The sequence below is a fragment of the Micromonospora sp. ZG13 genome, assembly GCF_059359355.1.
In genome coordinates, this window is sequence record NZ_JCADBQ010000004.1 from 468,774 (window position 1) to 494,662 (window position 25,889).

Annotated in this window: 24 protein-coding genes and 5 tRNA genes; 14 read left to right on the top strand and 15 right to left on the bottom strand. The window is 75.7% G+C overall.

All coding sequences use genetic code 11. The features are described from left to right. Positions 1-85: 85 nt before the first annotated feature. Positions 86-490, bottom strand: a complete 405-nt coding sequence (locus AC5L34_RS12610; RefSeq protein ID WP_494824967.1) for a putative endonuclease domain-containing protein — start codon at positions 488-490, stop codon at positions 86-88. Between the two features lie 176 nt (positions 491-666). Between AC5L34_RS12610 and AC5L34_RS12615 the strand changes: the two genes are divergently transcribed. Beyond that, positions 667-1,191: a DUF488 domain-containing protein gene (locus AC5L34_RS12615; protein WP_494824968.1), complete on the top strand. Its 525-nt coding sequence runs from the start codon at positions 667-669 to the stop codon at positions 1,189-1,191. Between the two features lie 24 nt (positions 1,192-1,215). Here the strand turns inward: AC5L34_RS12615 and AC5L34_RS12620 are convergent, their stop codons facing one another. From AC5L34_RS12620 to bioB, 3 genes are read right to left on the bottom strand one after another with little or no spacing between them, the layout of a single operon-like run. After that, positions 1,216-1,722 (bottom strand): GNAT family N-acetyltransferase, encoded by a 507-nt coding sequence (locus tag AC5L34_RS12620; protein WP_494824970.1) that lies wholly within the window; start codon positions 1,720-1,722, stop codon positions 1,216-1,218. Between the two features lie 5 nt (positions 1,723-1,727). After that, positions 1,728-1,961 carry a biotin synthase auxiliary protein BsaP gene (gene bsaP, locus AC5L34_RS12625; protein WP_494824972.1) on the bottom strand — a complete coding sequence of 78 codons (234 nt, stop codon included), beginning with the start codon at positions 1,959-1,961 and terminating at the stop codon, positions 1,728-1,730. Further along, positions 1,958-2,953 carry a biotin synthase BioB gene (gene bioB, locus AC5L34_RS12630; protein ID WP_132233178.1) on the bottom strand — a complete coding sequence of 332 codons (996 nt, stop codon included), beginning with the start codon at positions 2,951-2,953 and terminating at the stop codon, positions 1,958-1,960. The genes bsaP and bioB overlap by 4 nt, the downstream gene beginning before the upstream one ends. Positions 2,954-3,107: 154 nt before the next feature. Between bioB and AC5L34_RS12635 the strand changes: the two genes are divergently transcribed. The 4 genes from AC5L34_RS12635 to AC5L34_RS12650 all read left to right on the top strand — a co-directional run bounded on the left by AC5L34_RS12635 (position 3,108) and on the right by AC5L34_RS12650 (position 7,481). Continuing rightward, positions 3,108-4,244, top strand: coding sequence for an 8-amino-7-oxononanoate synthase (locus AC5L34_RS12635; RefSeq protein ID WP_494825018.1), 1,137 nt, complete (start codon positions 3,108-3,110; stop codon positions 4,242-4,244). Between the two features lie 73 nt (positions 4,245-4,317). Further along, positions 4,318-5,046 carry a dethiobiotin synthase gene (bioD, locus tag AC5L34_RS12640; RefSeq protein WP_441175477.1) on the top strand — a complete coding sequence of 243 codons (729 nt, stop codon included), beginning with the start codon at positions 4,318-4,320 and terminating at the stop codon, positions 5,044-5,046. A 54-nt stretch (positions 5,047-5,100) separates the two neighbouring features. Beyond that, on the top strand, positions 5,101-6,807 hold the full coding sequence (locus AC5L34_RS12645) for a sensor histidine kinase (RefSeq protein WP_494824974.1): 1,707 nt from the start codon (positions 5,101-5,103) through the stop codon (positions 6,805-6,807). Next, the gene (locus AC5L34_RS12650) at positions 6,804-7,481 is read left to right on the top strand and encodes a response regulator (RefSeq protein WP_494824976.1); all 678 of its coding nucleotides are present in this window, start codon (positions 6,804-6,806) and stop codon (positions 7,479-7,481) included. Before AC5L34_RS12645 ends, AC5L34_RS12650 begins: the two co-directional genes overlap by 4 nt. Positions 7,482-7,574: 93 nt before the next feature. Here AC5L34_RS12650 and AC5L34_RS12655 read toward each other — a convergent pair whose 3' ends face one another. From AC5L34_RS12655 to AC5L34_RS12670, 4 genes are all read right to left on the bottom strand, one after another. Further along, positions 7,575-8,327, bottom strand: coding sequence for an ABC-2 transporter permease (locus AC5L34_RS12655; RefSeq protein WP_441175170.1), 753 nt, complete (start codon positions 8,325-8,327; stop codon positions 7,575-7,577). Next, on the bottom strand, positions 8,324-9,256 hold the full coding sequence (locus tag AC5L34_RS12660) for an ATP-binding cassette domain-containing protein (RefSeq protein WP_494824978.1): 933 nt from the start codon (positions 9,254-9,256) through the stop codon (positions 8,324-8,326). The genes AC5L34_RS12655 and AC5L34_RS12660 overlap by 4 nt, the downstream gene beginning before the upstream one ends. Positions 9,257-9,612: 356 nt before the next feature. Then, positions 9,613-10,776: a cytochrome P450 gene (locus tag AC5L34_RS12665; protein ID WP_494824980.1), complete on the bottom strand. Its 1,164-nt coding sequence runs from the start codon at positions 10,774-10,776 to the stop codon at positions 9,613-9,615. A 9-nt stretch (positions 10,777-10,785) separates the two neighbouring features. Next, a complete protein-coding gene (locus tag AC5L34_RS12670) occupies positions 10,786-11,454 on the bottom strand; it encodes a class I SAM-dependent methyltransferase (RefSeq protein WP_441175167.1) in 669 nt (222 codons plus the stop codon). 283 nt (positions 11,455-11,737) lie between these two features. On the opposite strand from AC5L34_RS12670, the gene AC5L34_RS12675 reads away from it, so the two are divergent. Then, positions 11,738-12,604, top strand: coding sequence for a hypothetical protein (locus tag AC5L34_RS12675; RefSeq protein WP_494824981.1), 867 nt, complete (start codon positions 11,738-11,740; stop codon positions 12,602-12,604). A gap of 170 nt (positions 12,605-12,774) precedes the next feature. Here AC5L34_RS12675 and AC5L34_RS12680 read toward each other — a convergent pair whose 3' ends face one another. Then, on the bottom strand, positions 12,775-15,705 hold the full coding sequence (locus AC5L34_RS12680; RefSeq protein ID WP_494824983.1) for a M36 family metallopeptidase: 2,931 nt from the start codon (positions 15,703-15,705) through the stop codon (positions 12,775-12,777). A 252-nt stretch (positions 15,706-15,957) separates the two neighbouring features. On the opposite strand from AC5L34_RS12680, the gene AC5L34_RS12685 reads away from it, so the two are divergent. After that, positions 15,958-17,133: an alkane 1-monooxygenase gene (locus AC5L34_RS12685; protein ID WP_441175164.1), complete on the top strand. Its 1,176-nt coding sequence runs from the start codon at positions 15,958-15,960 to the stop codon at positions 17,131-17,133. Between the two features lie 40 nt (positions 17,134-17,173). Here the strand turns inward: AC5L34_RS12685 and AC5L34_RS12690 are convergent, their stop codons facing one another. Further along, on the bottom strand, positions 17,174-17,749 hold the full coding sequence (locus AC5L34_RS12690; protein ID WP_494824985.1) for a TIGR03086 family metal-binding protein: 576 nt from the start codon (positions 17,747-17,749) through the stop codon (positions 17,174-17,176). An 81-nt stretch (positions 17,750-17,830) separates the two neighbouring features. Then, the gene (locus tag AC5L34_RS12695; RefSeq protein WP_089003611.1) at positions 17,831-18,433 is read right to left on the bottom strand and encodes a TetR/AcrR family transcriptional regulator; all 603 of its coding nucleotides are present in this window, start codon (positions 18,431-18,433) and stop codon (positions 17,831-17,833) included. Between the two features lie 315 nt (positions 18,434-18,748). Between AC5L34_RS12695 and AC5L34_RS12700 the strand changes: the two genes are divergently transcribed. The 3 genes from AC5L34_RS12700 (at position 18,749) to AC5L34_RS12710 (ending at position 19,014) form a co-directional block, all read left to right on the top strand. Further along, positions 18,749-18,821, top strand: a tRNA-Gly gene (locus AC5L34_RS12700). A gap of 34 nt (positions 18,822-18,855) precedes the next feature. Continuing rightward, positions 18,856-18,926: transfer RNA gene (locus AC5L34_RS12705), tRNA-Cys, on the top strand. Between the two features lie 13 nt (positions 18,927-18,939). Then, positions 18,940-19,014 (top strand) — tRNA-Val (locus tag AC5L34_RS12710). 287 nt (positions 19,015-19,301) lie between these two features. Here AC5L34_RS12710 and AC5L34_RS12715 read toward each other — a convergent pair. Next, entirely contained in the window at positions 19,302-19,541 is a 240-nt protein-coding gene (locus AC5L34_RS12715) for a DUF6458 family protein (RefSeq protein WP_441175162.1), read from the bottom strand. A 163-nt stretch (positions 19,542-19,704) separates the two neighbouring features. Here AC5L34_RS12715 and AC5L34_RS12720 point away from each other — a divergent pair. The 3 genes from AC5L34_RS12720 (at position 19,705) to AC5L34_RS12730 (ending at position 21,084) form a co-directional block, all read left to right on the top strand. Continuing rightward, positions 19,705-19,777: transfer RNA gene (locus AC5L34_RS12720), tRNA-Gly, on the top strand. A gap of 48 nt (positions 19,778-19,825) precedes the next feature. Further along, positions 19,826-19,900: transfer RNA gene (locus AC5L34_RS12725), tRNA-Val, on the top strand. Between the two features lie 173 nt (positions 19,901-20,073). Continuing rightward, on the top strand, positions 20,074-21,084 hold the full coding sequence (locus AC5L34_RS12730) for an NAD-dependent epimerase/dehydratase family protein (protein ID WP_441175161.1): 1,011 nt from the start codon (positions 20,074-20,076) through the stop codon (positions 21,082-21,084). A gap of 59 nt (positions 21,085-21,143) precedes the next feature. Here the strand turns inward: AC5L34_RS12730 and AC5L34_RS12735 are convergent, their stop codons facing one another. Further along, positions 21,144-22,118 carry an Acg family FMN-binding oxidoreductase gene (locus tag AC5L34_RS12735; RefSeq protein WP_441175160.1) on the bottom strand — a complete coding sequence of 325 codons (975 nt, stop codon included), beginning with the start codon at positions 22,116-22,118 and terminating at the stop codon, positions 21,144-21,146. Between the two features lie 177 nt (positions 22,119-22,295). On the opposite strand from AC5L34_RS12735, the gene AC5L34_RS12740 reads away from it, so the two are divergent. Continuing rightward, the gene (locus AC5L34_RS12740) at positions 22,296-22,934 is read left to right on the top strand and encodes a response regulator (RefSeq protein WP_101414802.1); all 639 of its coding nucleotides are present in this window, start codon (positions 22,296-22,298) and stop codon (positions 22,932-22,934) included. A gap of 41 nt (positions 22,935-22,975) precedes the next feature. Here AC5L34_RS12740 and AC5L34_RS12745 read toward each other — a convergent pair whose 3' ends face one another. Beyond that, on the bottom strand, positions 22,976-24,607 hold the full coding sequence (locus AC5L34_RS12745; protein ID WP_441175476.1) for a sensor histidine kinase: 1,632 nt from the start codon (positions 24,605-24,607) through the stop codon (positions 22,976-22,978). Positions 24,608-24,746: 139 nt separating this feature from the next. Beyond that, the gene (locus tag AC5L34_RS12750; RefSeq protein ID WP_494824988.1) at positions 24,747-25,757 is read right to left on the bottom strand and encodes an Acg family FMN-binding oxidoreductase; all 1,011 of its coding nucleotides are present in this window, start codon (positions 25,755-25,757) and stop codon (positions 24,747-24,749) included. Positions 25,758-25,889 lie beyond the last annotated feature (132 nt).

Genomic DNA, 25,889 nt, shown 5'->3' on the forward strand with positions numbered 1-25,889 from the left:
CGGCGGCCTGGCGCGGACGTAACCGTCCGTGCCAGCCCGAATCTTGGACAGTTGCCGTTCGCTGGGAACGGCAACTGTCCAAGATTTACGCCTCGGGGCGCCAGCCTGCCGCCGTCAGGGCGCGGCGGAGCGAGTCGGCTACCTCGGCTGGGCGGGCGCGGACCAGCCACGCCGGGAAGCGGAGGATGCGGTCCCCCGAGGTCCAAACGTCGTTCTGGCGACGCATGTCGGCCGCCCAGTGCCGCACGTCCATGTGGTGCGCGCCGTCGATCTCGACGTGCAACCCCCACTCCCGCCAGTACGCGTCGAGCCACCGCGTCCGCCCGGAGGCGTCGGCGCGCCGCTGCTGGAGTCGAGGCGCCGGCAGGCCGTGGCGGCGGCAGAGCCGAACGAAGTCGATCTCCGAGAGCGCCTCCGCGCCGCCGGCGATGTCGGCCACGGTCTGCCGGATCAACGCCCGCCGACGGGCCCGGGGCAGCGCGTCCAGCACCGCCGTCAACTCCGTTGGCGCCAGTCGAGCGCGTCGGCCCCGTTGGCCGGGAGGTCGGGGTACACCCGTCCCACCCTCGCCGCCGGCCGCGTCGCCCGACGCCCCGCGCGCAGATCCCGGGCGATCTCCGCCTCGCGTGGGCGGTAGTCGCCCGGGATTCGGGGCATTCCCCTGGCGTGACACTGCTGACGGTGGGACACGGGGCGGCGGACCGGCAGCGGCTGGGCGAGCTGCTGGCCGGCGCCGGGGTCGCGCTCGTCGTGGACGTGCGGCGCTTCCCGGCCAGCCGGACCAACCCGGACGTACGCCGGGAGGAGCTGGCCCGCTGGCTGCCGGCGGCGGGCGTGGACTACCGCTGGGAGCAGCGCCTCGGCGGCCGGCGGCACACCCCGGCCGGCACCGAGGAGCCGGACACCTGGTGGACCGTGGCCGCCTTCCGGGCGTACGCGGCGTACACCCGTACCGCCGACTTCCGGGCGGCGCTGGACGCGGTGCTGGCCGACGCGGCGGCCCGGACCACGGCGGTGATGTGCAGCGAGAGCGTCTGGTGGCGCTGCCACCGGCGGCTCATCGCCGACGTCGCCGTGCTGGCCCACGGCGTGCCGGTGCGCCACCTGATGCCCGACGGCCGGCTCACCCCGCACCGCCCCGCCGACGGCGCCCGCCGGCTGCCCGACGGCGACCTCGTCTGGGATGGGTGACGGACGGGCGGGCGGGCGTCCGGCTCAGTCGGCCAGTTCGTCGGCGAGCAGGTCCATCAGCAGCCCGTCGTGCCAGCGCCCGTCCTCGCCGCGCTCGTAGCGGCGCAGCACCCCGACGGGGCGGAAGCCCACCTTCGCGTACGCCCGCACGGCCGCCGTGTTCGCCGCCGCCGGGTCGATCGTGAACCGGTGGTGGCCGTGCTCGTCGATCAGGTGCCGGACCAGGGTACGGATCGCGTCACCGCCCAGCCCGGCGCCGCGTACCGCCGGGTCGAGGAAGAGGTCCATGCTGGCGTGCCGGTAGTCCGGGTCGTCCTCGGCGTACCACTGGATCGCGCCGACGACCCGGTCGTCGTGTTCGATCGCGTACACCGAGAGGGACTCGTCGGCGAGGTCGGCCCGGACGGCGGCGGTGAGGTCGTCGCCGCCGCGCCACCAGCGCCGGACCTCCGGGGTGGCCCGGATCGCGGCGAGCGCCGCCACGTCCTGGGCCGTCACCGGCCGCAGGGTCACCACCCGACCGCGCAGCATCCGCCTCAGCCCCGCATCTCGCCGTGCTCGACGCAGACCGCCGCCCAGCCGACCGGCAGCACCTGCACCTTCATCCGGCGGCGGCAGTGCGCGCAGAAGCGCGGCGGCTCCAGCACCCGGGCCGCCGCGCACCCGTCGTGCGACCCGACCGCCACGGCCTCGCCGCAGCGGTCGCACCAGGCGGCCGACGCCCCGTCGGCCGCCGTCGCCGCGTCGCTCGTCGTCACCGGGATGGTCACAGCGTCGCGGAGAGCGCCTTGACCGGCATCTTCAGGTCGTCGAGCAGCTCCAGGTCGGCCGTCGCCGGTCGACCCAGGGTGGTCAGGTAGTTGCCGACGATGACCGCGTTGATGCCGCCGAGCAGGCCGTCGCGGGTGCCCAGGTCGCCGAGGGTGATCTCCCGGCCGCCCGCGTACCGCAGGATGGTGCGCGGCATGGCCAGCCGGAAGGCGGCGATGGCGCGCAGCGCGTCCTTGCCCTCCACCACCGGCCGGTCGCCCAGCGGGGTGCCGGGGCGGGGGTTGAGGAAGTTCAGCGGCACCTCGTGCGGGTCCAGTTCGGCGAGCTGCGCGGCGAACTCGGCCCGCTGCTCCACCGTCTCGCCGAGGCCGAGGATGCCGCCGCAGCACACCTCCATGCCCGACTCGCGGACCATCCGCAGGGTCTCCCAGCGCTCCTCCCACGAGTGCGTGGTGACCACGTTGGGGAAGTAGGAGCGGCAGGTCTCCAGGTTGTGGTTGTAGCGGTGCACGCCCATGTCGACCAGCTCGTCGACCTGCTCCTTGCTGAGCATGCCCAGCGACGCCGCCACCTGGATGTCGACCTCGGCCTTGATCGCGGCGACGCCCTCGCGCATCTGCTTCATCAGCCGGGCGTCGGGGCCGCGCACGGCGGCCACGATGCAGAACTCCGTCGCCCCGGTCGCCGCGGTCTGCTTCGCCGCCTCGACCAGCGAGGGGATGTCCAGCCAGACCGAGCGCACCGGGGAGGTGAACAGGCCGGACTGCGAGCAGAAGTGGCAGTCCTCGGGGCAGCCGCCGGTCTTCAGCGAGACGATGCCCTCGACCTCCACCTCCGGCCCGCACCAGCGCATCCGCACCTCGTGGGCGAGCTGGAGGGCGGCGGGCAGCTGCTCGTCGGGCAGGTTCAGCACGGCGAGGACGCCGGCCTCGTCGAGACCGACGCCGTTCTCCAGCACCTGGGTTCGGGCCTGGTCGAGGATCTCTGGCATGGCTCGTACCCTACAAGGCCGCCCCGCCGGGGCGAACGGCCCGCGTGTCGGGGCTCCGCCGGCGGGGTGGACACGCCGGGCGGTGGCCGGCGGGTGGTAATTTCGCCCGGCGGAAGCGGCCGACGGTGGCCGGCGCGGGCGCGTGGGGGTGACGGTGGCGGACTGGCTGGCGGCGCTCGACCGCCGCGCCGAACTGCGCGCGAAGGCGGGACTGACCCGCGAGCTGCGGGCCCGGGCCGCCGGCGACGCCGTGGTCGACCTGGCCGGCAACGACTACCTGGGGCTGGCCACCCACCCCGAGGTCACCGCCGCGGCGACGCGGGCGCTGTCGGCGTACGGGCTGGGGGCCACCGGGTCACGGCTGGTGCGCGGCTCCACCGACGCCCACCACGCGCTCGAGGACGCCCTCGCCGACTGGCTCGGCGCCGAACGGGCACTCGTCTTCTCCTCCGGCTACCTGGCCAACCTCGCGGCGGTGCGGGCGCTGGTGCGGCCCCGTACGCTGCTCGTCTCCGACGCCCACAACCACGCGTCCCTGATCGACGGGTGCCGCATCTCCGGCGCGGAGACCGTGGTGACCCCGCACGCCGACGTGGCGGCGGTGGCCGGCGCGCTCGCCGCCGCGCCGGGCCGTCCGGCGGTGGTCGTCACCGAGTCGGTCTTCTCCGTCGACGGCGACCTCGCCCCGCTGGCCCGGCTGCACGCCGTCGCCCGGGAGCACGGCGCGCTGCTGCTGGTCGACGACGCGCACGCCCTCGGCGTGACCGGCCCGTCCGGCGCCGGGGGCGTCGCCGCCGCCGGCCTCGCCGGCCAGCCCGACGTGGTCGTCACCGCCACCCTCTCCAAGGCCCTCGGCGGCGCGGGCGGGGTGGTGGCGGGGCCGGCGGAGTTCGTCCGGCACGTGATCGAGACCGGCCGCACCTTCATCTTCGACACCGCGCTGCCCCCGGCCGTCGCCGCCGGCGTGCACGCCGCCGTCGGCCTGGCCCGCGCCGGCGACGACCTGCGCGCCGAGTTGGCCGACCGGGCCGCCCTGGCCGTGCGCCGGCTGAGCGAAGCCGGGCTGGCGGTCTCCGCCCCCGACGGCGCGGTCGTCTCGGTCACCGCGCCGGGCCCCGAGGCGGCGACCGCCTGGGCGGCCGACTGCCGCGACCGGGGGGTCGCCGTGGGCTGCTTCCGGCCCCCGTCCACGCCCGACAGCCGGTCCCGGCTGCGCCTGACCATCGGCGCCGGCGTCCCCCGGGCGGACTTCGAGCGCGCCCTGGAGACCATCATGGAGTGTGCCCCGTGAGGGCGAGGAGTGAGCCGGGTTTGCGAGCCCCGCAGTCGCGAGCTGAGGTGGCCCCGTGAGCCGGGGTGGTGGCATGACCGGGCCGTGGCGCGGGCCGGTGCTGGTGACCGGCACCGACACCGACGTCGGCAAGACGGTGGTCACCGCCGCGATCGCCGCCGCCGCGCAGGCCGCCGGCCTGCGGGTCGCGGTGGTCAAGCCCGCCCAGACGGGTACGGCCGGCGGTGAGCCCGGCGACGTCGACGCGGTCAACCGGCTGGCGGCCCCGCTGACCGGCCGGACCCTGGCGAGTTTCCCCGACCCGCTCGCCCCGCTGGCGGCGGCCCGGGTCGCCCAGCTGCCGCCGCTGGAGCTGCACACCGCCGTCGACGCGGTCCACGAGGAGGCCGACAAGCACGACCTGGTGCTCGTCGAGGGCGCGGGCGGCCTGCTCGTACCGATGGGGCTGTGGCCGGAGGGGAAGCCCTGGACGGTGGCGGACCTGGCGGTGGAGCTGGGCTGCCCGGCCGTGGTGGTGACCCGGGCCGGCCTGGGCACCCTGAACCACACGGCGCTGACGTTGGAGGCGCTGGAGCGCCGCGAGGTGCCGGCCGGCGTGGTGGTCGGCGCCTGGCCGGCCGCGCCGGAGCTGGTGCACTGGGCCAACCTCACCGACCTGGTGCCGAAGCTGCTGGGCGCTCTGCCCGCCGGCACCGGGGCGATGGACCCGGGGGTCTTCCGCCGGTCCGCGCCCGGCTGGCTCACCCCGACGCTGTACGGGGTGCTCGACGACTGGCGTGCGTGGGCCGAGGAGATCAGCTGAGCACCTGACTTTCGTCGGTGTCGGCGCAGGTCGGGCGTCGGTAGCCTGACCGCCGTGGAGAGCTGGTGGTCCGCCCGGGCGGGCGACGGTCGGTCCCGGGCGGTCGTCCGGCGCCGCGCCGCCGACCTGCTGCTGTGGGTGGGCACCGCCGCCCCGATCGGGTACGCGGGCGTGACCCCGCCGCACTCGGGGCGCACCACCGCCCTGACGCTCGGGGCGCTGCTGCTGCTCGCGGCGGCGGTCGCGGTCGGCCGGCGCCGGCCGGTGGCCGCCCTGGTCGTCGTCGTGCTCGGCTCGCTGCTGGATGGCAACTTCCTCTTCGCGATCCCGGTGTTCAGCTACCTGACCGGCCGCCGCAGCGCCACGGCCGTACCGGCCGCCGTCGCCTTCGCCGTGCTCGCGGCCGGCGGCACGGCGCTCAACCTGGGATGGCTCGGCACCGGCGCGGCCACCTGGTTCCTGCTCGCCTCCGTGCTGCTCTTCGCCGGGGTCTTCCCGTGGCTCGTCGGGCGGTACCGGCGCCAGCAGGCCGTGCTGGCCGAGGCCGGCCGCCGGCACGCCGAGGCGCGGGACCGGGAGCGGCGGGGCGCCGCCGAGCGGATCCGGCTGCGGGAGCGGGCCCGCATCGCGCAGGAGATGCACGACTCCCTCGGGCACGACCTGAGCCTGATCGCCCTGCGCGCCGCCGCGCTGGAGGTCGCCGGCGACCTCGCGCCCCGGCACCGGGACGCCGCCGGTGAGCTGCGCGCCAGCGTCGCCGCCGCCACCGAGCGGCTGCACGGGATCATCGGGGTGCTCCGGGAGCCGGACGGCGTGACGACCATCCGGCCCGCGGACGAGAGCGTCGGCGAGCTGGTCGACGGGGCCCGCGAGGCGGGCATGGCGGTACGGCTGGACGGCGCGGACGCCCTCGCGACGCTGTCCCCGATGGCCGCGCACGCCGCGCACCGGGTGGTCCGCGAGGCGCTGACCAACGCCGCCCGGTACGCACCCGGCGCGACGGTCAGCGTCGTGTTGCACCGCGACGGCGACCGGCTCGAGGTGGCCGTCGTCAACGCGCCGCCACCGGCCGGGCCGCTGCCGGGACCGCCGTCCACCGGTTCCGGCCTGCTCGCCCTCGCCGAGCGGGTCCGGCTCGCCGGCGGCGCCCTGGCCAGCGGTCCCCGCGACGACGGTGGCTTCGCCGTCCACGCCCACCTGCCGGTGGCGGCCCGGGCGGGCGGCGACGCCCTCCCGCCGCGCGGGGCCGGCTCCGCCGGCGGCCGGTGGCCGGTGGGCGGCTGGCCAGCGGGCGGGGCGGACGAGCCGGGGTTTCCGGTCGCCCCGGGGGCGGGCACCGACGCGTCGGACGGCGGGTCGCTGGGGGAGCGGCCGGGGTCGTCGCCGTTGAAGCCCGCGACCGCGACCGCGACCGCGACCGAGGCCGAGCGGCGGTTGCGCGACGCCCGCCGGCGGGTCCGGCTCAGCCTGCTGACCGCGCTCGGCGCCCCGGCGGGCCTGGCGCTGGTGCTCTCGCTGGTCTACTACCCGGTCGCCACCGCCGGGACGGTCCTCGACGACGGGGCCTTCGCGCGGCTGCCGCTCGGCGCGCAGCGCGCCGAGCTGACCGGGCTGCCCCGACGGCAGCTCGCCCCGCCCGACGGCACGGCGCGTCCGGGCTGCGAGCACTACACCGATGGCAACTTCCCCCTGGCCCAGCCGACGTGGCGGCTCTGCTTCGTCGAGGGCCGACTGGTCAGCAAGGAGCGGATCGACGGATGAACGCCGACATGGCCGGCCCGGTGCGGGTCGTCCTCGCCGACGACGAGGCGATGATCCGGGCCGGGGTCCGGGCCATCCTGGCCACCGATCCGGGCATCGAGGTGGTGGCGGAGGCCGGCGACGGCCGGACCGCGGTGGAGCTGGTCCGGGCGCACCGGCCCCGGGTGGCGCTGCTGGACATCCGGATGCCGAGGCTGGACGGGCTCACCGCCGCCGCCGAGATCCGTCGGCTCGTGCCGGAGACGGCGACGCTCATGCTGACCACGTTCGGCGAGGACGACCACGTCGCCCGGGCGCTCGGGCACGGGGCGAGCGGATTCCTGCTCAAGGCGGGCGACCCGCGCGAGCTGATCGCCGGGGTGCACGCGGTCGCCGAGGGCGGCGCGTACCTGTCGCCGAGGGCCGCCCGGCGGGTCATCGAGCTGGGCGGTGACCGGGTCGCCCGCCGGCCGGTGGCCCGGGACCGGCTGGCCGGGCTGACCGAGCGGGAGCGGGAGGTCCTCGCGCTGGTCGGGGCCGGGCTGTCCAACGCCGAGATCGCCCGCCGGCTGCACCTGGTCGAGGGGACCGTGAAGAGCTACCTGACCAGCGTCTTCACCCGCCTGGAGGTGCGCAACCGGGTGCAGGCGGCGATCCTCGCGTACGAGGCGGGGCTGGTCGAGCCGACCGGCTGACCCGCCCCGCCCCGCTCTCCGGCGCCTCGCGTGTTCCGGCGCCTCGCGCGTCATCGGAGCCTGACGCGTCCGGCCGCTGACGCCTCCGGCGCCTCACGCGTCCCGGCGGCGCAGCGTGGCCCGGCCCAGCAGCAGCGCCGCGCCGGCCCAGGCGGCCAGCAGCAGCAACCCGACCGGAGCCGGGTACGGGCCGGTGTCCCCGGCCATGAAGTGCCCGCCGGCGACCCCGGGGAAGGCGTCGGCGATCCGGTTGAGCACGGCGATGTCCGGCTCCTGCAACGACAGCGGGACGATCATCAGCGTGGCGACGAGCACGACGAGGGCGAGCACCGCGCTGCGCAGGGCCGCGCCGAGCCCGAGGGCCAGCACGCCGACCAACGCCAGGTAGGTCGCCACCGCGAGCACGTCGCCGACGGTGCCGCCCGCCGGCGCGGCGCCCCAGCGGCCGAGCACCGGGCGGGCCACGAGCGCGCCGACCGTGCCCAGCAGCAGCCCGAGGGCGAACGTGACCGCCCCGGTCACCGCCGCCTTGGCCAGCAGGACCCGGCCGCGCGACGGCGTGCACTGCAGGGTCGTACGGATGGTGCCGCTGGTGAACTCGCTGGTGATCACGAGCAGGCCAAGGGCCAGCACGGCGTACTGGGTCAGCTCGACCGAGCCGATCACGACGCTGCCGACGGTGACGATCCCGGCGTCGTCGGCCGGGTCGTCGTTGGTGTTCGCGTTGGCGGCGTAGATGGCGAGCTGACCGGCGGTGGCGGCCATCAGCAGCACCCCGGCCAGCAGCGACCACCAGGTGGAACGTACGGACCACAGCTTGGTCCACTCGGCGGAGATCGTGTTCATCGTGCCTCGCTCCGGGTCGGGGTGCCGGCGTACTCGACGCTGTCGGCGGTGAGTTCCATGAAGGCCTGTTCGAGGGACGCCCCGTGCGGGCTGAGCCCGTGCAGCGGCACCCCCAGCTCGTACGCCAGATCGCCGATCCGCTCGACGGTGGCGCCGGTGACGGTCAGCTCGTCCGGTCCGGCGGCCTCGACGGCGGCCCCGGTCGCGGTGAGCCGCTCGGCGAGCGCCGCGAGGCCGGCCGGCTGCGGGCTGCGTACGCGTACCGCCACCGCGCTGCCGGCGATCACCTCGTCGATCGGGGCGTCGGCGAGCAGGCGACCCCGGCCGATCACCACCAGCCGGTCGGCGGTGAGCTGCATCTCCGTCATCAGGTGGCTGGAGACGAAGACCGTCCGGCCCTCGTCGGCCAGGGACCGCATCAGCTGCCGTACCCAGCGCACGCCGTCCGCGTCGAGGCCGTTGACCGGTTCGTCGAACATCAGCACCGGCGGGTCGCCGAGCAGCGCACCGGCGATGCCGAGCCGCTGGCCCATGCCGAGGGAGAGGGTGCGGCCCGGCTTGGCGGCGGCGCGGGCGTCCAGCCCCACGGTGGCGAGCACCTCGTCCACGCGACGGTCCGGTACCCCGTTGCTGCGGGCCATCGCGAGCAGGTGTGCCCGGCCCGACCGGGCGGGGTGCACCGCCCGTGCGTCGAGCAGCGCGCCGACCTCGTGCAGCGGCCGCCGCAGCTCCCCGTACGCCCGCCCGCCCACCAGCGCCTGCCCGGCGGTGGGCCGGTCCAGCCCCAGGATCATCCGCATGGTGGTGGACTTGCCCGCGCCGTTCGGGCCGAGGAAGCCGGTGACCCGCCCGGGTCCGATGTCGACGGTCAGGGCGTCGACGGCGGTCACGTCCCCGAACCGCTTCGTCAACCCACGTAATGTGATCATGCGTTGACGCTAGGTCCGACGCCCCCGCGCCGGCCGCCCCCGAACGGCACCACCCACCCCCGACTTTCGTCGACCCAGCCCCACCCACCCCGTCCGACCACCCACCCACCCCCGTCCGGCCCTCCGCCGCCCGACCTGCTCACCCGGTCGCCAACCCACCCCCGCACGCCCAGCCCCACCAGTGGTGATCAGGACGCCATGGACCTGAAGAACGCCGGGAAAGGTCCTTGGCGTCCTGATCACCGAGCGCTCGTGTCAGTGGGTGGCAGGGTTTGCGGCACTGGCGTGGGTGGTGGGTCGCGCCTGGGCGTTCTGGTCGGCGCAGGACAACGGCGGTACGGCGTGGGTGTGCCGGGTCAGTGGCGGCGGACGACGAAGGCGTCGGGCATGCGGAAGGTCAGGTTGTCCGGGCACCACGGCTCGCGGACGACGGCGACCCCGTCCAGCAGCGCGGCGGTCTCGGCGACCACCACGGCCGCCTCCATCCGGGCCAACTGGTCGCCGACGCAGCGGTGCGCGCCCGCCCCGAAGGCCAGGTGCCGGCGGGAGCCGCGCTGCCCGGGCCGGAACTCGTCCGGCGCCTCGACGATGGCCGGGTCCCGGCCGGCGCGGGCCAGCCAGAGCACGATGCTGCTGCCCGCCGGCACGGCTGTCGTGCCCAGCGTGGTGTCGAGCGCCGCCACCCGCCGCCACGTCACGATCGGCGGCTCCAGCCGCAGTCCCTCCTCGACGACGTCGGCGACCGCGACGGTGCCGTCGCGCAGCCCGGCCAGTACGGCCGGCTCGCCGGCCAGCCGGCGCAGCAGCAGGGTGAGGAACTGCGAGGTGGTCTCCTGGCCGGCCACCAACAGGAAGAACAGCGCGCCGACCACCACGTCGGGCGGGTGCCCGGCGGCCCGCAGCGAGCCGGCCAGCCCACCCCCGGTCGCGGCGAACTCCCGCAGTACCCGGTGGAAGCGGCCCACCTCGGCGGCGAGGGCCTGCTGCCGTTCGGCGTCCAGCGGCGCCCAGAACAGCTCCAGCGCGGCGCGGGCGAACTCCTTCACCGCGCCGACCGGCGCGTCCGGCAGCTCGACCAGCCGGGCCAGCACCAGCAGCGGCAGGTCGGCGGCGAGTTCGGCGTGCAGGTCCACCGGCGTGCCGGCGTCCAGGGCGGCGCCGATCCTCGCGACGCGCTCCCGCACCAGCCCGGTCAGCCAGGGCCGCTGCGCCGCGACCCGGCCCGGGTGCAGGGCGTCGGCGACGATCGCCCGGATCGCCGGGTGGCTGGCGCCACCGTTGTTCGCCAGGGTCGGCGGCAGCCGGAACCGGTGCCCGGCCAGCACCCGCAGCGCGGCGACCGGGACGGGGGTCACCGCGTCGAGCGCGTTGTCCGGCCGGTACGTCGCCGGATCGGTGAGCACCTGGCGGACCAGGGCGTGCCGGGTCACCACCAGGTGCGTGACCCCCACGTGGTCGGCCACCCGGGCCACGTCCGGCCAGTGCGCGTCGGCGGTCTGCGCCCAGCTCCGGAACAGCACGCCGACACGCTAGCCGCCCGACCCCGGCAGCCCCGCCCGCAACTGCCACACCGTGGTGCGCTTCACCCGTACGCTCTCCAGCGTCTCGGGTACCGGCACGTCGTAGACGGCCAGCTCGTCGAAGCGGTCGTGCGGCAGGAAGGCGCGGCCGGGATCGCCGACCAGCACCCGGGCCCCGGCGCGGGCGGCCCGGAGCAGGAAACGCAGTACCCGGTTGGCCATCGCCTGGCTGTAGAAGACGTCCCCGGCGAGCACCACCTCGGCCCCGCCTGCGTCGCCGTCGAGGATGTCGCCGAGTTCGGCGTCGACGCGTACCCCGTTGGCCTCGGCATTGACCGCGACGGCCGCGACGGCCAGCTCGTCGATCTCCACGGCGCGCACGGCGGCGGCGCCGGCCCGCGCGGCGGCGATGGCGACCAGGCCGGAGCCCGCGGCGAGGTCGAGCACCCGGCGGCCGGCGACCAGCTCCGGGTGATCGGTGACGTACCGGGCCAACGCCTGCCCGCCGGCCCAGGCGAAGGCCCAGAACGGCGGCGGCTGCGAACTGCGGAACTCGCCCTCCGTCAACTCCCACAGCCCGATGGCGTCGTCCGCCTGGTGCAGCCGCACCTCGGGGACGAAGGCGACGGGGGTGAGGCTGGCGTGCAGCCGGACGAAGGCGGTGGAGAGCTCGGACACGCCGGCGATTGTCCCCCCTCACCCGCACCCGCCGACCGCCGCCACCCCGGCCGGTCCCCGCGACCCGGCCGCCGTCCCCATCACCGCCGGTCCCCGCGAACCCGGCCGTCGACCCGCCGGCGTCGGACGATCGGCGTGTCGCGGGGGGAGGGGTGACCGGTTCACCACCGTCGGTGAAAGTGGGCCCCGTGGTTGGCGACCGGTGCGAACACGCCCGTCTACCGTCCGGCCGGCGGCGCTGGCAGCGTTGCGGGGTGGCGGCGACGGACGGGAGGTGGCGAGGGTGGCGACGGTGTGGCGGTACGCGCTACGGGCCGCGGTGGTGCTCGCCTGCCTGGCCGGGGCGGGCCTGCCCGCGCCCGCGCAGGCGGCCTTCACCACCGAGCTGAGCGGCCTGCCGGACGAGTTCACCGCCGGGGACCGGGTGCGGACCGTCTCCGCCGTGGTCTCCCGCGACGAGGGCGGCTGCGTCAAGGTCCGCTGGTCGATGGTGCTGCGGGTGCGCGGGCTCCGGCTCGACCAGGTCAGGATGGACCGGATCGAGGAGGCCGGCTCGTTCCCGCTGGACGTCCGCGCCGAGGGCGACGTGGCCCGGCTGACCGACCGCCGGCTCGACCCGGGCACGCTCTGCCCGGGGCGGACGGTCACCGCCCGCTACCGGGTGGCCTTCGCGGGGGACGTCACCCGGGGGCGGATCACCCTGGCGGCCGAGGCGTACGACGCGAGCCTGCGGCTGCTGTCGCGGCAGACGGCCACGCGGTCGGTCGTCGGACCGGACGCCCGGACGGCCCCGACGGGGGAGCCGGCGCCCGGCGACACCCCGCCCGAGCCGACCCCACCGGCGGCGGAGGAGACCGGGGCGACGGAGACCGGGGCGACGGAGCGCGGAGCGGAGCCCGCCACCGACGAGCCCGCGTCCGAAGGGCCACCCCCGGCCGGCGCGGGGCGGCCGGTGGCGGAATCCGGCGGTTTCGGGGTGGTGCAGGCCGCGTTCCTGCTGGGTGGGCTGCTGCTCTCGCTCGGCCTCGGCCTGCTGCTGCGGCTGCGTCACCTGACCCGGGCCGCCGGCGCGGGCGACGACGACGCCGGGCCGGACCGACGCCGGGAACGACCCGTCGCGTCCGGACGGTGGCGGGCGGCGCGCCGCTGACAGGCGGTTACCGGGACGGCTGTCCGACGGTCACCGGGACGGCTGTCCGGCGGTGGTCCAGCGGGGCCACGGGACGCGTGCCCGACGCTGGTCCGTCCGAGCCGCCCGGATCCACGGCGCGCGGTGGTCCATCGGGGCCGGCCGGTACGCCGACCGGCCCCGACGGGCGGTCACTTCGAGAACGCCTGGAACTCCGCGATGCGCACCTGCGTACGCGCCGGGCTGGCCGTCGCGCAGTCGGTGGTGGTCGCCGGGTCGTCGTCCTGCTCACCGGCGTAGGCGGGGCCGCCGGTGCACTGGCTGGCGAGCACCTCCAACCGCAGGTGCGTGGCCAGCGTGGTCGGTACCAGGAACTCGCGCAGGTTGATGTCGGGCACGTACGCCCGGTACGCCCCGCCCGGGAACGCGTCGGGTGCGCTGGTGTGGATCCGCCGCCAGTTGGCCGCGTCCGCGCAGTCGGTCGTCTTCGCGTTGCACGCCGACACCGCGAACGAGCGCAGCGCGCTGAGCGCGTTCTGGCTGCCCGGGTCGGCGTCGCCGGCGATCGCCGGGCGCAGCATGGCGCTGACGTTCACCCGCTTGACGACCTGCGGCGCGTCCCCGGGCAGCGCCACGGTGACCTGCCGGCCGGCCACGCCGTCGAGGGAGGCCCAGTTGGTGGCCTCGGTGTCGTCGGCGATGCGGTCGAGGTTGACCCCGTCACCGGTGACGGTCGCGCCGGACGCCGTGGACGCCAGGTTCCGGCTCATCCGCAGGTCGACGTACCCCTGCTTGCCGGCCTTGGCGACGACGGTCAGCCGCTGGTGGCCGAAGCCGGGCGCCACGGCGAGCAACTGGTACGTGCCGGGCACCAGCTCGACGGTGTCCGGCAGCGCGGTGGCCGGGTCGGTGTCGGCCACCGGCACCGCCCGCGCCTCGTACGCCCCGACGTACACCCGGATCGGCGCCTGCGCGCTGTCGCCCTTCGGGCGGAGGGTGAGCACGGCGTTGTCGGCGCCGGGGGCGGCGAAGCTCGGCGTCGGGTCGGTGTCGGCGGCGCCGTTGGTGGCGGCGTCGCGGCCCATCCCGGAGCGGGCGAACTCGGCCCAGAGCAGGTCCTGGTTGGCGCCGCCGAAGCGCAGCAGGTCGGCGGTGAGCATGTTGTCCCGCATGTCGAGCATGCTCACCTGGCTGGCGGCCTGGAGCAGGAACGAGTCGAAGACCAGCTGCGACCAGCGCCGGTTGCCCGGGCACTGCTCCACCGCCACCGTGCCGCGCGCGCAGTCGAGCTGCCGTTGCGGGGTGCCGGCGCCGTAGCGCTTCATCAGCGCGGCGCGCACCCGGAAGTTGGTGGCGCTCCAGATCTCGCCGTCGGCGTGCACGGCGGGACCGCCGGTGTTGTAGCCGACGTCGGAGTAGTTCAGCGGGCTGCGGCTGAAGTCGTGGTTGCGGATGCCGCTGACCAGGTTGCCGGTGACGTAGCCGCCGGTGACGTAGGGCGTCTCGCCGGGGGCGCGCAGCCCGTGCTGGAACAGGTACTCGGCGGCGAGCAGGTCGCTCCACGACTCGCCCATCGAGCCGCCCTGGTGCCCGCTGATGCCGCTGTCCGGGCCGGCGATCATGCGGTTGGTGATGGCGTGGGTGTACTCGTGCCCGATCACCGTCATGTCGTAGTCGCCGTCGACGCAGGGCGGGTACGGCCCGCCGGCCTGCGGCTGCCACAGGTACATGTTGGTGGTCGGCGGCAGGCCGTCGCGCGGCGTGCCCTGGTTGGCGTTGTTCCGGTTGCCGCTGAGCGCGCCCTGCTGGGCGCGGCCCTGCTCGGCGTCGCCGCCCCGCCCCTCCGGCGTCAGGTTCACCGCCTGGAGGTTCCAGGTCGCCTCGGTGAAGCCGAGGTGCCAGGCCCAGTCGTGCATCCGGTTGTGCATGGCGAACAGGTTGGCGATCGCGGCGTCGCCGTCGTTGCGCTGCGCCGAGGTGAAGACCTCGGGGTTGCAGCGGGCCTGGTGCCACTGGTCGGTGAACGGGTACTCGTAGTGGCGCTGCGGGCTGGGCGTGGCCGGTACGGCCGGCGTGCCGCCGCCCCAGGAGAGCACGGTGTTGGCGGAGTTGCCGCGGGCGGTGCCGGTCGGCGTGCCGGTGGCCGCGTCGACGTCCCACGGCTGACCGGTGGCCGGGTCGCGGAAGGCCGCCTCGCAGTTCGGCGCGGGGTCGCCGCACCAGCGCACCCGCGGGTCCTGCCCGGGGCCGAGGTCGCGCGGCGGGGTGGCCGGGAAGACCGCCCAGCTGGGGTTGTCCGAGTCGAAGTCGACGAGGTCCTCGCGGACGAGCACCTGCCCGGTGATCCCGTCGACGTAGGTGGTGAACGCCGCCGGGTGGTCGGCGTCGGCGCCGATCAGGGTCACCTCGTAGGCGGCCCGGGGGCCGTCGAGCGGGGTGGGCACGGCGACGGCCCGGACGCTGTGGCTGCGTACCGCCTCGGCGCTCAGGCCGGCGTCGGCGCGCGCGGCGGCGTACGCCTGCTCGTCCGTGAGGGTGGCCGGCGCCGGCGCGGCGGTGTCCCGGGACAGCGAGGAGCTGACCGCGAGGACCTTGCCGCCGGCGACCGCGACGGTGACCAGGCCGTCGTGCCCGGCCGGCAGGTCGCCGAAGCGCTGCCGGAGGGTGACGACCGCGCCGGCGCCGATCGGGCGGACCAGCACCCGGTCCATCGCGTCGACCGCCGTGGCGTCCAGGCCGAAGAGGTCGTGGTGGCCGGTGAGGTACGCGCGGGCGGCCGCCTCCGGCTCGGCGGGGAGGCCGGTGGCGAGGGGCGCGCTGCCGGGGCCGAGCGCGTGCGGGGTGCCGAGCCGGTTCCAGCGGGCGTCCGGGTCGGCCTTGCGCGCCAGGCCCCGCTGCCGCGCGTCGGGGGCGGCGGTGCCGGGGCGGTTGTCGACGTCGGCGTGCTGGTGCTGCCCCTCGGCGAACGGGCCGGAGCGCCGCTCGGCGGAGGCGCCACCGGTCGGGGCGGCTGCGGTGGGGCCGGTGGGCAGCAGCGCGGCCGCCACCGCGGTCGCCGCCAGGACGGGAATGAGCCGGCGTCGGCGCCGGCTCATCCAGGGTGTCCACTCCGGTTGTGCCACGGGACCTCCTCGTGGGAGCGGGGTGCCGGCTCTCCGCCGGCCCGCGCAGCGCGGTTACGCATGTGCATCTGTGGATATCAGCCTGCCTGGTCGGGAACAAGGGGCGCGCCTACTCAAGGCGGCCCCGCGGCCCGTGCGCGCGCCGCGCCGCGGGACCGCCCCCCGCGTCGGTTTTGACAAAAACAGTCCCTTGTACACGGACGTGGCGGCTGTCACAGTCGAGGGAGGACCGCGACAGATTCGGAGGCGGCCATGGCCCTCGACCCCGCAGCGACAGCCTCCGCCGCCGGCTGGCGGGACGCCCGCCGGCCGTTCTGGCCGCTGGCGTTGCTCGTCCCCTCGCTGCCGTTCGTCGGCTGGGCGACCTGGCGGGCCACCGGCGACGCGTGGGCCTGGTGGCTCACCCCGGCGGCCGTGTTCGTCCTGATCCCGGTGGTCGACCTGCTGGTGGGCGAGGACCGACGCAACCCGCCCGACGAGGCGGTGCCCCGGTTGGCCGCCGACGGCTACTACCGCTGGCTGACCTACCTCTACCTGCCCGCCCAGTACGCGGCCCTCGTGCTGTGCTGCGCGGTCTGGGCCCGGGGCGGCCTGACGGTGGCCGGTGCGGCCGGCCTGGTCGCCACGATCGGGGTGGTCGACGGCATCGCCATCAACACCGCCCACGAGCTGGGCCACAAGCGCGAGGCGGTGGAGCGCTGGCTGTCCAAGGTGGCCCTCGCGCCGGCCGCGTACGGGCACTTCCACGTCGAGCACAACCGGGGCCACCACACCCGCGTCGCCACGCCCGAGGACCCGGCCAGCGCCCGGCTGGGGGAGAGCTTCTGGGCGTTCTGGCCGCGTACCGTCTCAGGCAGCCTGCGCTCGGCGTGGCGGCTGGAGGCGGCCCGGTTCCGCCTGCGGGGCCGCAGCCCGTGGACGTGGCGCAACGACGTGCTCAACGCGTTCGCCATGACCCTCGCGCTCTACGCGGCGCTGGCCGTCGCCTTCGGCCCGGGCGTGCTGCCGTTCCTGGTGCTCCAGGCGGTGGTCGGGTTCTCCCTGCTCGAGGTGGTCAACTACCTGGAGCACTACGGGTTGGCCCGGCAGCGCACCCCCGCCGGACGCTACGAGAAGGTCGACCCCCGGCACAGCTGGAACAGCGACCGCAGCGTGACCAACATCTTCCTCTTCCAGCTCCAGCGCCACAGCGACCACCACGCCAACCCGCTGCGCCGCTACCAGACCCTGCGCACCTTCGAGTCGTCCCCGCAGCTGCCCGCCGGCTACGCCACGATGGTGGTGGCCGCGTTGGTGCCGCCGGTGTGGCGGCGGCTGATGGACCACCGCGTGCTCGCCCACTACGGCGGCGACCTGAGCCTCGCCAACGTCCACCCGCCGGCGCTGCGCCGACTGCGGGAGCGCCGCCGGGGCCCGGGGGTCGACTGACGCGGACCCGCGTCGCGGCGGCTGGCCGTCGGAGGGATCCTCAGGGCGTCCAGTCGGGGTCGCGGCCGAAGGCGGCCACGAGGCGGTCCTGCTGGTCCGCCCGCGCCGGCACGTCGACCTCCGGGCGGACGAGCCGGCCCCGCTGGTAGTCGCCGATCCGCTGGTCGAACCACCGCGCGCAGGCGGCGACCGCGTCGGCGTCCAGCCGGGGGTCCGCGCCGATCGCCACGGCGAGGTCCCAGCCGTGGATCAGGTGTTCCGCGATCAACTGGTGCAGGTACTCGTCGGCGGGGGTCTCGCCGGAGGAGAGCGCCACCGTGCGCTCCAGCGCCCCCGGATGGGTGAAGGCCAGCTCGGCCTGCCCCGCCGCCTCCCGGGCCGTGCCGGCCGGGTCGGGGCCGAGCACGTCGCCGTCGTAGCGGTCACCCACCTCTTCGATCGTCCGCCCCGCGAGCAGCGCCACGCTCCAGCGGTCCTCGCCCACCACGTGGTTGACCAGCGTCCGGACGTCCCAGTCGGGGCACGGGGTGGGATCCGACCACTGGTCGGGGCCGACCCGGTCCACCCGGTCGGTGAACTCGGCCAGGCTGCGGCGGTACGTCTCCAGCGGCTCCATGCCGACGATTGTTCCGGCTACCCCCGGCAGCCGAGCGGTTTTGCCGGCTTCGCGGCCGCTCCGGCCGCCGCCCGTGCCCGGTCAGTCCAGCTGTGCCGGGTCCAGCCCCAGCTCGCGGGCGGTGAGCAGGCGTACCCACTCGGCGAACTGCCGACGGGAGATCACCCGCTCGTGCACCGCGAGCTGCACCGCCAGCCCGTCGACCACCGCGCTGATCCGCCACGCCGCCCCGGCCGGGTCGGCGCACTCGAAGGTGCCGTCGCGGACCCCGTCCGCGATGACCGTGGCCAGGTCCTCCCGCCAGCGCAGGTCGAGCCGGCGGGAGACCTTCTCCAACTCGGGGGTACGCAGCGACTCCGCCCAGCCGTCGATCCACATGGCCCAGGACGTCGCCCGGCCCGCCGGCGTGTAGAGCCGCACGATCCGGCGGAGCTTGGTCAGGGGCGGGGCGCTCGAGCGCATCACCGCGTCGAGCCGGGCCAGGTCCTGCTCCACCGCGTACGCGAACGCCTGCGCGAGCAGCCGGTCCTTGGTGGCGAAGTGGTAGAAGACCAGAGCCTGACTCACCCCGGCGGCCTGCGCCACGTCGGCCGTGCGGGTGTTGGCCAGACCGCGCTCCACGATCACGTCACAGGCCGTGCGCAGCAGGGCATCCAGGCGGATCTCGGCCGCACGTCTCGTCACGCCGTTACCGTAGCCCATCCGGCCGAACACGAGCAGTTACGGATCACGGTCCAGTTGCCTCGACACAGTCGGAAGCCGGACAGTTTCGGGCCCTCACCGGCCGCGAGGCGGGCCCGAGGATTGCGACCCATCCTCCTAGGAAGGCTAGGGCGCGAGGCGGGCCTCACCCCGACCCGCACACCGGCGTCGGAGCCGATCACGTCGTGGTCGAGCAGGCCCGACTCCCGCCGGACGCGCCGGGAGTCACCCCGATTTGGCAACCGCTCGCCGGCTCGGCTAAAGTTCTCACCCGTCACCGGTTAACGCCGGAGACAAGCGGACGTAGCGCAGCTGGTAGCGCATCACCTTGCCAAGGTGAGGGTCGCGGGTTCGAATCCCGTCGTCCGCTCGGAGCTGCCGCCACGCATGACGGGGGCAACCTCGGTGGGGTGGCCGAGAGGCGAGGCAACGGCCTGCAAAGCCGTGTACGCGGGTTCAAATCCCGTCCCCACCTCGGTAACAAGCGAGGGCGATTGGCGCAGTGGGAGCGCGCTTCCTTGACACGGAAGAGGTCACTGGTTCAAACCCAGTATCGCCCACCAGCACGAAGGCCCGTCACCATCCGGTGACGGGCCTTCGTCGTCTGCTCGCCCGGTAACCGAGGGGCTCGCTCGGGACGGTCGCCGGGCCCACGGCCCGCCCCCGGGAGGCCTCGCGGGCGGCGCACCACCGCCGACATCGACCAGCGCGACGGCGCGACCCGGCCGGCGACGTCGTGCCGGTCGTACGGGCTGCGCGGACGCGACGTGCCGGCCACCCCGGCAGGGTGACCGGCACGTCCACGGTGTGCCGCGCGACCGTTCAGCTCCGGCGGCCGCGTGGAGCCGCGTCAGAGCGGCGGGGCGACGTCCCGACGCTCCTCGACCCGCCGGTACTCGACCGGCTCGGCCGTGCTGACCACCCTGCGGCGGCGCCCCCAGATGAGCGTGGTCATGATGAGGCCGAGCACGCCGGCGGCCATCAGGATCCACCCGACGACGTCGAGGTTGAGGCCGCCGAGGCTCGCGTCGAGCGCGAAGGTGAGGATCGCGCCGAGCGCGATCAGGAAGATGCTGGTGCCGATACCCACGACAGCCTCCTTCGTCAGGGATGTGGTGTGCTGTCGATGGACCTCAGTACCCGAAGCGTGAGCAGCGCAATCCTCGCCCCGTCGGGCTCCCGGCGGGGCGGCGTGTGAGGCGATCTTGCCGTCGGGTAGAGTTTCCCTCGTCGCCGACGAACACCGGCGGCACGCGGACGTAGCGCAGCTGGTAGCGCATCACCTTGCCAAGGTGAGGGTCGCGGGTTCGAATCCCGTCGTCCGCTCGCGATCCGCCCCACGTGCTCCGGTCCGCCGGAGCGGGCGGTCACCCCGGGCGATTGGCGCAGTGGGAGCGCGCTTCCTTGACACGGAAGAGGTCACTGGTTCAAACCCAGTATCGCCCACCATCCGCCTGCCGACCCGTCCCGTGCTCGCAGCGAGCGGGAACACCGCCGCGAGCGGACCGACCTGACGGTCCCACCACGCGTACGCCCTGAGCCCGTCGGGTTCTGCCGAGGGCAGATCCGCCGACGGTGAACACGGGGCCGCGTCGCCGCCGGCAGCCGGCACAGTGGAGCGCATGAGGCTGCTGGTGCTGGGTGGAACGGGATTCGTGGGCGGCGCGACGGTCGCCGAGGCGGTGCGCCGGGGCTGGTCGGTGACGGCGTTCAACCGCGGGCTGCACGGCGCGACCCCGCAGGGCGTACGCCGGTTGCGGGGTGACCGGAGCGCGCCCGACGGCCTGGCGGCGCTCGCGGACGGCGAGTGGGACCTGGTGGTCGACACCTGGGACGGCGCGCCCCGCGCGGCCCGGGACGCCGCCCGCGCGCTGGCCGACCGGGTCGACCGGTACGTCTACGTCTCCAGCGGCTCGGTCTACGCCGAGCCCGTCGCCCCCGGCGTGGGCGAGGACGCCCCGCTGGTGGACGCGGAGCCGGACGCCGACGACGGCGACTACCCGACCAACAAGGCCGGCGCCGAGCGGGCCGTACGGGAGACGCTCGGCGAGCGTGCACTGATCGCCCGGGCGGGGCTGATCCTCGGGCCGGGGGAGGACATCGGCCGGCTGCCCTGGTGGCTGACGCGCGTCGCGCGGGGCGGGGACGTGCTGGCGCCCGGCCCGGTCGACCTGCCGGTGCAGTACGTCGACGTGCGTGACCTCGCGGGTTGGCTGCTGGACCGGGGCGCGGCGGGCACGGGCGGAACGTTCAACGTGGTCAGCCGCCCCGGGCACGCGACGATGGGGGAGTTGCTCGACGCCTGCGTCACGGTCACCGGCGCCGACGCCCGGCTGCGCTGGACCGATCCGGAGCCGATCCTGGCCGCCGGTGTCGTGCCGTGGAACGACCTGCCGATCTGGATCCCGGTCGGGCACGAGTACCGCTGGTTGCAGGAGCGCGGCGTCGAGCGGGCGTACGCGGCCGGGTTGACCTGCCGTCCGGTGACCGAGACGGTCGCCGACACCTGGGCGTGGCTGCGGGAGGTCGGCACCGTCCCGCCCCGGGCGGGCCGACCGCAGCGCGCCCCCGTCGGCCTGGACCCCGACCGGGAGGCGGCGCTGCTCTCCGCCACGGACGCGACGCGCGCCTGAGCGGGCCGACGCGCTGCGCGCGCTGACCGGGTGACGCGGCGCCGCCGGCCCGCTGCCGGTCAGGACCGGACGACCGCCAGATCGAGCACCTCGTCCACCTCGCGGCGCGGGGTCGGCCAGCCCGGCTGGCCGTAGCCGACGCGCATCACCATCTGCGGCGTACCGAACCGTCCCAGCGACAGCCGCAGCTGCTCGCGCGCCGACGGCACCTCGATCGGCTGGGACAGCATCGACACCGACAGCCCCGAGTCCGTCGCGGTCAGCAGCACCCGCTGCAACGCCTGCCCGGCGACGACCTGGTCGACGGCCGTGTTGCCCGGCGAGCCGAGCACCGCGACCAGCGGCTCCGGCTCGAAGTCCCGCCCCGGTGCCCGGTTGAGCCCGCCGAAGCCCCGGGAGGGCAGCAGGTCCTGCGGCTCGCCCTGCGGGCCGCCGGAAGCGGCCGGGATGCCGTCCGGGGCGGGCGTGGCGCGTACCCACTCCTGGCGTTCGGCCCGGTATTCGGGGCTGCGCTCCAGCACCCGGTGGGCGCTGCGGGCGATCTCGGCGAACGCGTTCACGGCGCTCACGCCGACCAGCAGCTCCAGCCAGCACTGCTCGGCGCGGGCCGCCTCGGCGAGGCGCCAGCGGGCGTCGGCGGGCACCGGGTCGGGCCAGAACGGCGCACGGTTGCTGAACCGGCGGGGGATGGCCGCGTGCAGGGCCTGCTCGGCGGGGGTGGGGCGGCGCGGCACGTCCGGGACCAGCCGGGCCACCACGTCCGGCTCGGCCGGGTAGGGGCGCAGCCGCACCTTCGCCGGGGTGCCGGCCGCGGCCAGGGAGAGCCGCAGGTTGAACAGGGCCGCCCCGCAGGCGATGCGGACGCCCCAGCCGTTCGGGTCGGTGGCCGGCAGGCGCCGGGCCGGGTCGACGAGCACCTCGATGCCGCCGTCGCGCAGTCGGAACCGCCACGGCTGGGTGTTGTGCAGCGACGGCGCGCGGACGGCGTCGGTGGCGGCGGCCCGTAGCTGCTCGACGGTGAAGCCGGTGTCCATGGTCGTGCTCCTTCCGTGACAGGTCCTGCGCCGGCGGGGGTGGTACGTATCCACGGTGCGTCACGACGACGGATCCCGGGCAGGGCCGGACGTCCCGTCCCGCCGGGCGGCGCGGGTGTTGCCGGTTCGGGACCTTCGGCCCGTGCGGAAAGCGGTGGGCGGGGGTAGAAACGAGGGATGATCCGCGTGTTCCTGCTCGACGACCATGAGGTCGTCCGTCGTGGCCTTGCCGACCTGCTGGAGAGCAGCGGGGACATCGAGGTGGTCGGCGAGTCCGGCCTCGCCCAGGAGGCGGCCCGGCGCATCCCGGCCCTGCGGCCGGACGTGGCGATCCTCGACGCGCGGCTGCCCGACGGCAACGGCATCGACGTGTGCCGGGACGTCCGGGCCGTGGACTCCTCGATCAAGGGTCTGATCCTGACCTCGTACGAGGACGACGAGGCGCTCTTCGCCGCGATCATGGCCGGCGCGTCGGGCTACGTGCTGAAGCAGATCCGCGGCACCGACCTCGTCGACGCGGTGCGCCGGGTCGCGGCCGGGCAGTCGCTGCTCGACCCGGCGATCACCACGCGCGTGCTGGAGCGCATCCGCAGCGGCGTGGAGCAGCCCCGCGAGCTGAAGTCGCTCACCGAGCAGGAGCGGCGGATCCTGGAGTACGTGGCCGAGGGCCTCACGAACCGGGAGATCGCCGGCAAGATGTTCCTCGCCGAGAAGACGGTGAAGAACTACGTCTCCAGCGTGCTGGCCAAGCTGGGCCTGGAGCGCCGCACCCAGGCGGCGGTCCTCGCCACTCGCCTGCTGGGCAAGACCCCCTGACCGACCCGCCTGTGGGGCAGGACCCCCTGACGGCCGCGGGCTCAGTCGCCTAGCGGCACCGACCAGGACACCTCGGTGCCGCGGGGCTCGGCCCGGCGTACGTGGAACTCGCCGCCGTGGCGCTCGGCGCGCTCGCGCAGGTTGACCAGGCCGCCCCGCGCGGCGGCTGGATCGCAGCCCACCCCGTCGTCGGTGACGGTCACGGTCACCCGGCCGGCGTCGACCCGTACCGCCACCACCACGCGGTCGGCCCGCGCGTGCCGTACGGCGTTGGAGAGCGCCTCCCGCAGCACGGCGGTGAGGTCGGGGCGGACCGCGTCGGGCACGGCGCTGTCGATCGGCCCGCTCAGCTCCAGGCGGGGACGGTGACCGAGCGACTCGGCGGCCACCTCGATCGCCTCGCGGATCTCGGTGCGCAGCGCCGCGCTCATCGGGGTACGCAGCTCGAAGATGGTGCGGCGGATGTCCTTGATCGTGGCGTCCAGGTCGTCGACCGCCGCGTTGATCCGCCGGGCGACCTCCGGCTTCGTCGTCATCGGGGCGGCGCTCTGCAACTGCAGGCCGGTGGCGAAGAGCCGCTGGATGACCACGTCGTGCAGGTCCCGGGCGATGCGCTCGCGGTCCTCCAGGACCACCAGCAGCTCCCGTTCCTCCTGCCCGCGGGCGCGTTCCATGGCCAGCGCGGCCTGCCCGGCGAAGCTGCCCAGCAGGGCCATGTCGTCGTCGTTGGCGACGGGCGCCCGGTCGGCCCGGTGCGCGATCACCAGCACCCCGTGCAGGGTGTCGGCGGTGGCCAGCGGCGCGACCATCGCCGGGCCGGTGCGCAGCAGCGCCGGCCAGGGCGCGGCGTGGGCCAGGTCGTCCACCCGGTCGTGCCGGCCCTCGACGACGGCGGCGGCGAAGCTCGTCTCGGCCGCCGGCAGCACCGTGCCGACGAGGGCAGCGGCCTGCTCGTCGGCGCCGTCCACCACCTCGACGGTGAACTCCTCGGCGTCGGGGTCGTAGAGCAGCACCAGCGCGACCTCGGCCTCGGCGACCTCGCGGGCGCGTCGCGCCACGAGGGTGAGGGCGTCGGTGCGGCGTACCTCGCCCAGCAGCACGGCGGTGATCTCGGCGGTCGCCGCCAGCCAGCGTTCCCGGCGGTGGGCCAGCGCGTAGAGGCGGGCGTTCTCGATCGCCACGCCGGCCGCCGCGGCGAGCGCGACGACGATCTCCTCGTCGTCCTCGGTGAACTCCGCGCCGCCCTGCTTCTCGGCCAGGTAGAGGTTGCCGAACACCTGGTCGCGGATGCGTACGGGCACGCCGAGGAAGCTGTGCATCGGCGGGTGGTGCGGCGGGAACCCGTAGGACTTCGGGTGCTGGGTGATGTCGGGCATCCGCAGCGGACGCGGATCGTCGATGAGCAGGCCCAGCACGCCCCGCCCATGGGGCAGGTCACCGATCCTGGCGTGCAGCTCCGGGCCGATGCCGTGGGTGATGAAGTCGTGCAGCAGGCGGTCGTGGCCGATCACGCCGAGCGCGCCGTAGCGGGCGCCGACCAGCTCGCAGGCCGACTGCACGATCCGTTGCAGGGTGCTGCGCAGGTCCAGGTCGGTGCCGATGCCCACCACCGCGTCGAGCAGGGCGCGCAGCCGCTCCCGGCTGGTCACCACCTCGCCGACCCGGTCCAGCATCTCCTGGAGCAGCTCGTCGAGCCGCACCCGGGACAGCGGGCTGAGCCCCAGCGAGGGGGTCACGTGCGGTTCGGGGCGGGGATTCGGGGTGCTGGCCACCGGGCGATGGTATCGCCCGGTGGCCGTGGCCCGGGCTCCGCTACGCGTCGGGGGAGCGCACCGCGGACGTGTCGACGACCTGCGCGACGTCCAGGCGCGGGGTGTGCGGCGGGCCGGCGTGCGCCGGGTCCGCGAGCCCCAACCGGATCACGAGGTACGGGTAGCCGAGGCCGGCCAGCAGCCCGCGCAGCGTCTGCCGGGTGCCCCCGACCTCCACCACCCCGCTCAGCGGCACCACGGAGACCCCGAGCCGGGTCGCGGTCAGCCAGGCGGCCGAGAGCGCCTCGCCGGCGCGCAGCCAGCTGTCCGGCTCGTCCTCGTCGCCGTAGAGCACCCCGTACACGGCCGCCCGGTCGTGCCCGGGGCCGACGGGCAGGGTGCCGGGGCGGCCGAAGTCACGGGCCGGCACGGTGGTCCGGGGCGCCTCGGCGGGCAGCACCTCCGGCGGCAGTCCGGTGCCGGTGCCGGCCCGGCTGGTCCAGTACTCCAGCTCCTCGCGCAGCTGCGAGTCCTCCGCCTCGACCGAGGCGGCGCGGCTGGCGACGGCGGCCAGCTCCAGGACGTTGTCGCGGTCGAGGAACTGCAGCTGGCAGCCCTCGGCGGCGACCGCCGACGCGATCTCGCCGAGCGCGGCGGTCGGCACGGGCTCGTCGCTGACCGGGCGCCGGTCGGTGTGCCGCACCTGCATGCACTGCACGAGGCGCATGGCCTCCGGGTCGGCCTGCGCGTGGGCCAAGCCGGTCAGCCGGGCCAGCAGGTCCCCGTCGGCCGGGTCGGGCATCCGCTCCACGACGGCGGTCCAGCCCTCCGCGGTCAGCGCGACCCGCGCGTGGTGCAGCGCCGCCCCGCAGCTGTACGCCACCAGCCGGCCCTCCGGGTCGGTGGCCGCCAGCCGGGGATCGCGGGTCGCCCGCAGCTCCAGCGCGTCCGGCAGGACGCGCCACCGCCACGGTTGGCTGTTGTGCACCGACGGGGCGTGCCCGGCCGTCGCGGCGGCCTCCGCGAGTGCGGTGGTCAGCGGACGATCCGTCGCCGGCGTCTCGTGGCTCATGGTCACGACCTTTCCGTTTCTCCCCATCGTGCCCCAGCCCGACGGTGCCCCGGGCGGGGTTGCCGCTCCATCCTGCGCCATCGGCCGTGCCGACGCACGGTACGCAGGTCCCGGCGCCGCAGGGCATGTCGC

Excerpts from the sequence above, each read along its gene's own strand:
- AC5L34_RS12620 (WP_494824970.1), bottom strand. The coding sequence starts at position 1,722 with ATGCTGCGCGGTCGGGTGGTGACCCTGCGGCCGGTGACGGCCCAGGAC.
- bioB (WP_132233178.1), bottom strand. The coding sequence starts at position 2,953 with ATGCCAGAGATCCTCGACCAGGCCCGAACCCAGGTGCTGGAGAACGGC.
- bioD (WP_441175477.1), top strand. The coding sequence starts at position 4,318 with ATGACCGGGCCGTGGCGCGGGCCGGTGCTGGTGACCGGCACCGACACC.
- AC5L34_RS12650 (WP_494824976.1), top strand. The coding sequence starts at position 6,804 with ATGAACGCCGACATGGCCGGCCCGGTGCGGGTCGTCCTCGCCGACGAC.
- AC5L34_RS12655 (WP_441175170.1), bottom strand. The coding sequence starts at position 8,327 with ATGAACACGATCTCCGCCGAGTGGACCAAGCTGTGGTCCGTACGTTCC.
- AC5L34_RS12660 (WP_494824978.1), bottom strand. The coding sequence starts at position 9,256 with ATGATCACATTACGTGGGTTGACGAAGCGGTTCGGGGACGTGACCGCC.
- AC5L34_RS12685 (WP_441175164.1), top strand. The coding sequence starts at position 15,958 with ATGGCCCTCGACCCCGCAGCGACAGCCTCCGCCGCCGGCTGGCGGGAC.
- AC5L34_RS12690 (WP_494824985.1), bottom strand. The coding sequence starts at position 17,749 with ATGGAGCCGCTGGAGACGTACCGCCGCAGCCTGGCCGAGTTCACCGAC.
- AC5L34_RS12730 (WP_441175161.1), top strand. The coding sequence starts at position 20,074 with ATGAGGCTGCTGGTGCTGGGTGGAACGGGATTCGTGGGCGGCGCGACG.
- AC5L34_RS12735 (WP_441175160.1), bottom strand. The coding sequence starts at position 22,118 with ATGGACACCGGCTTCACCGTCGAGCAGCTACGGGCCGCCGCCACCGAC.
- AC5L34_RS12740 (WP_101414802.1), top strand. The coding sequence starts at position 22,296 with ATGATCCGCGTGTTCCTGCTCGACGACCATGAGGTCGTCCGTCGTGGC.
- AC5L34_RS12745 (WP_441175476.1), bottom strand. The coding sequence starts at position 24,607 with ATGCTGGACCGGGTCGGCGAGGTGGTGACCAGCCGGGAGCGGCTGCGC.
- AC5L34_RS12750 (WP_494824988.1), bottom strand. The coding sequence starts at position 25,757 with ATGAGCCACGAGACGCCGGCGACGGATCGTCCGCTGACCACCGCACTC.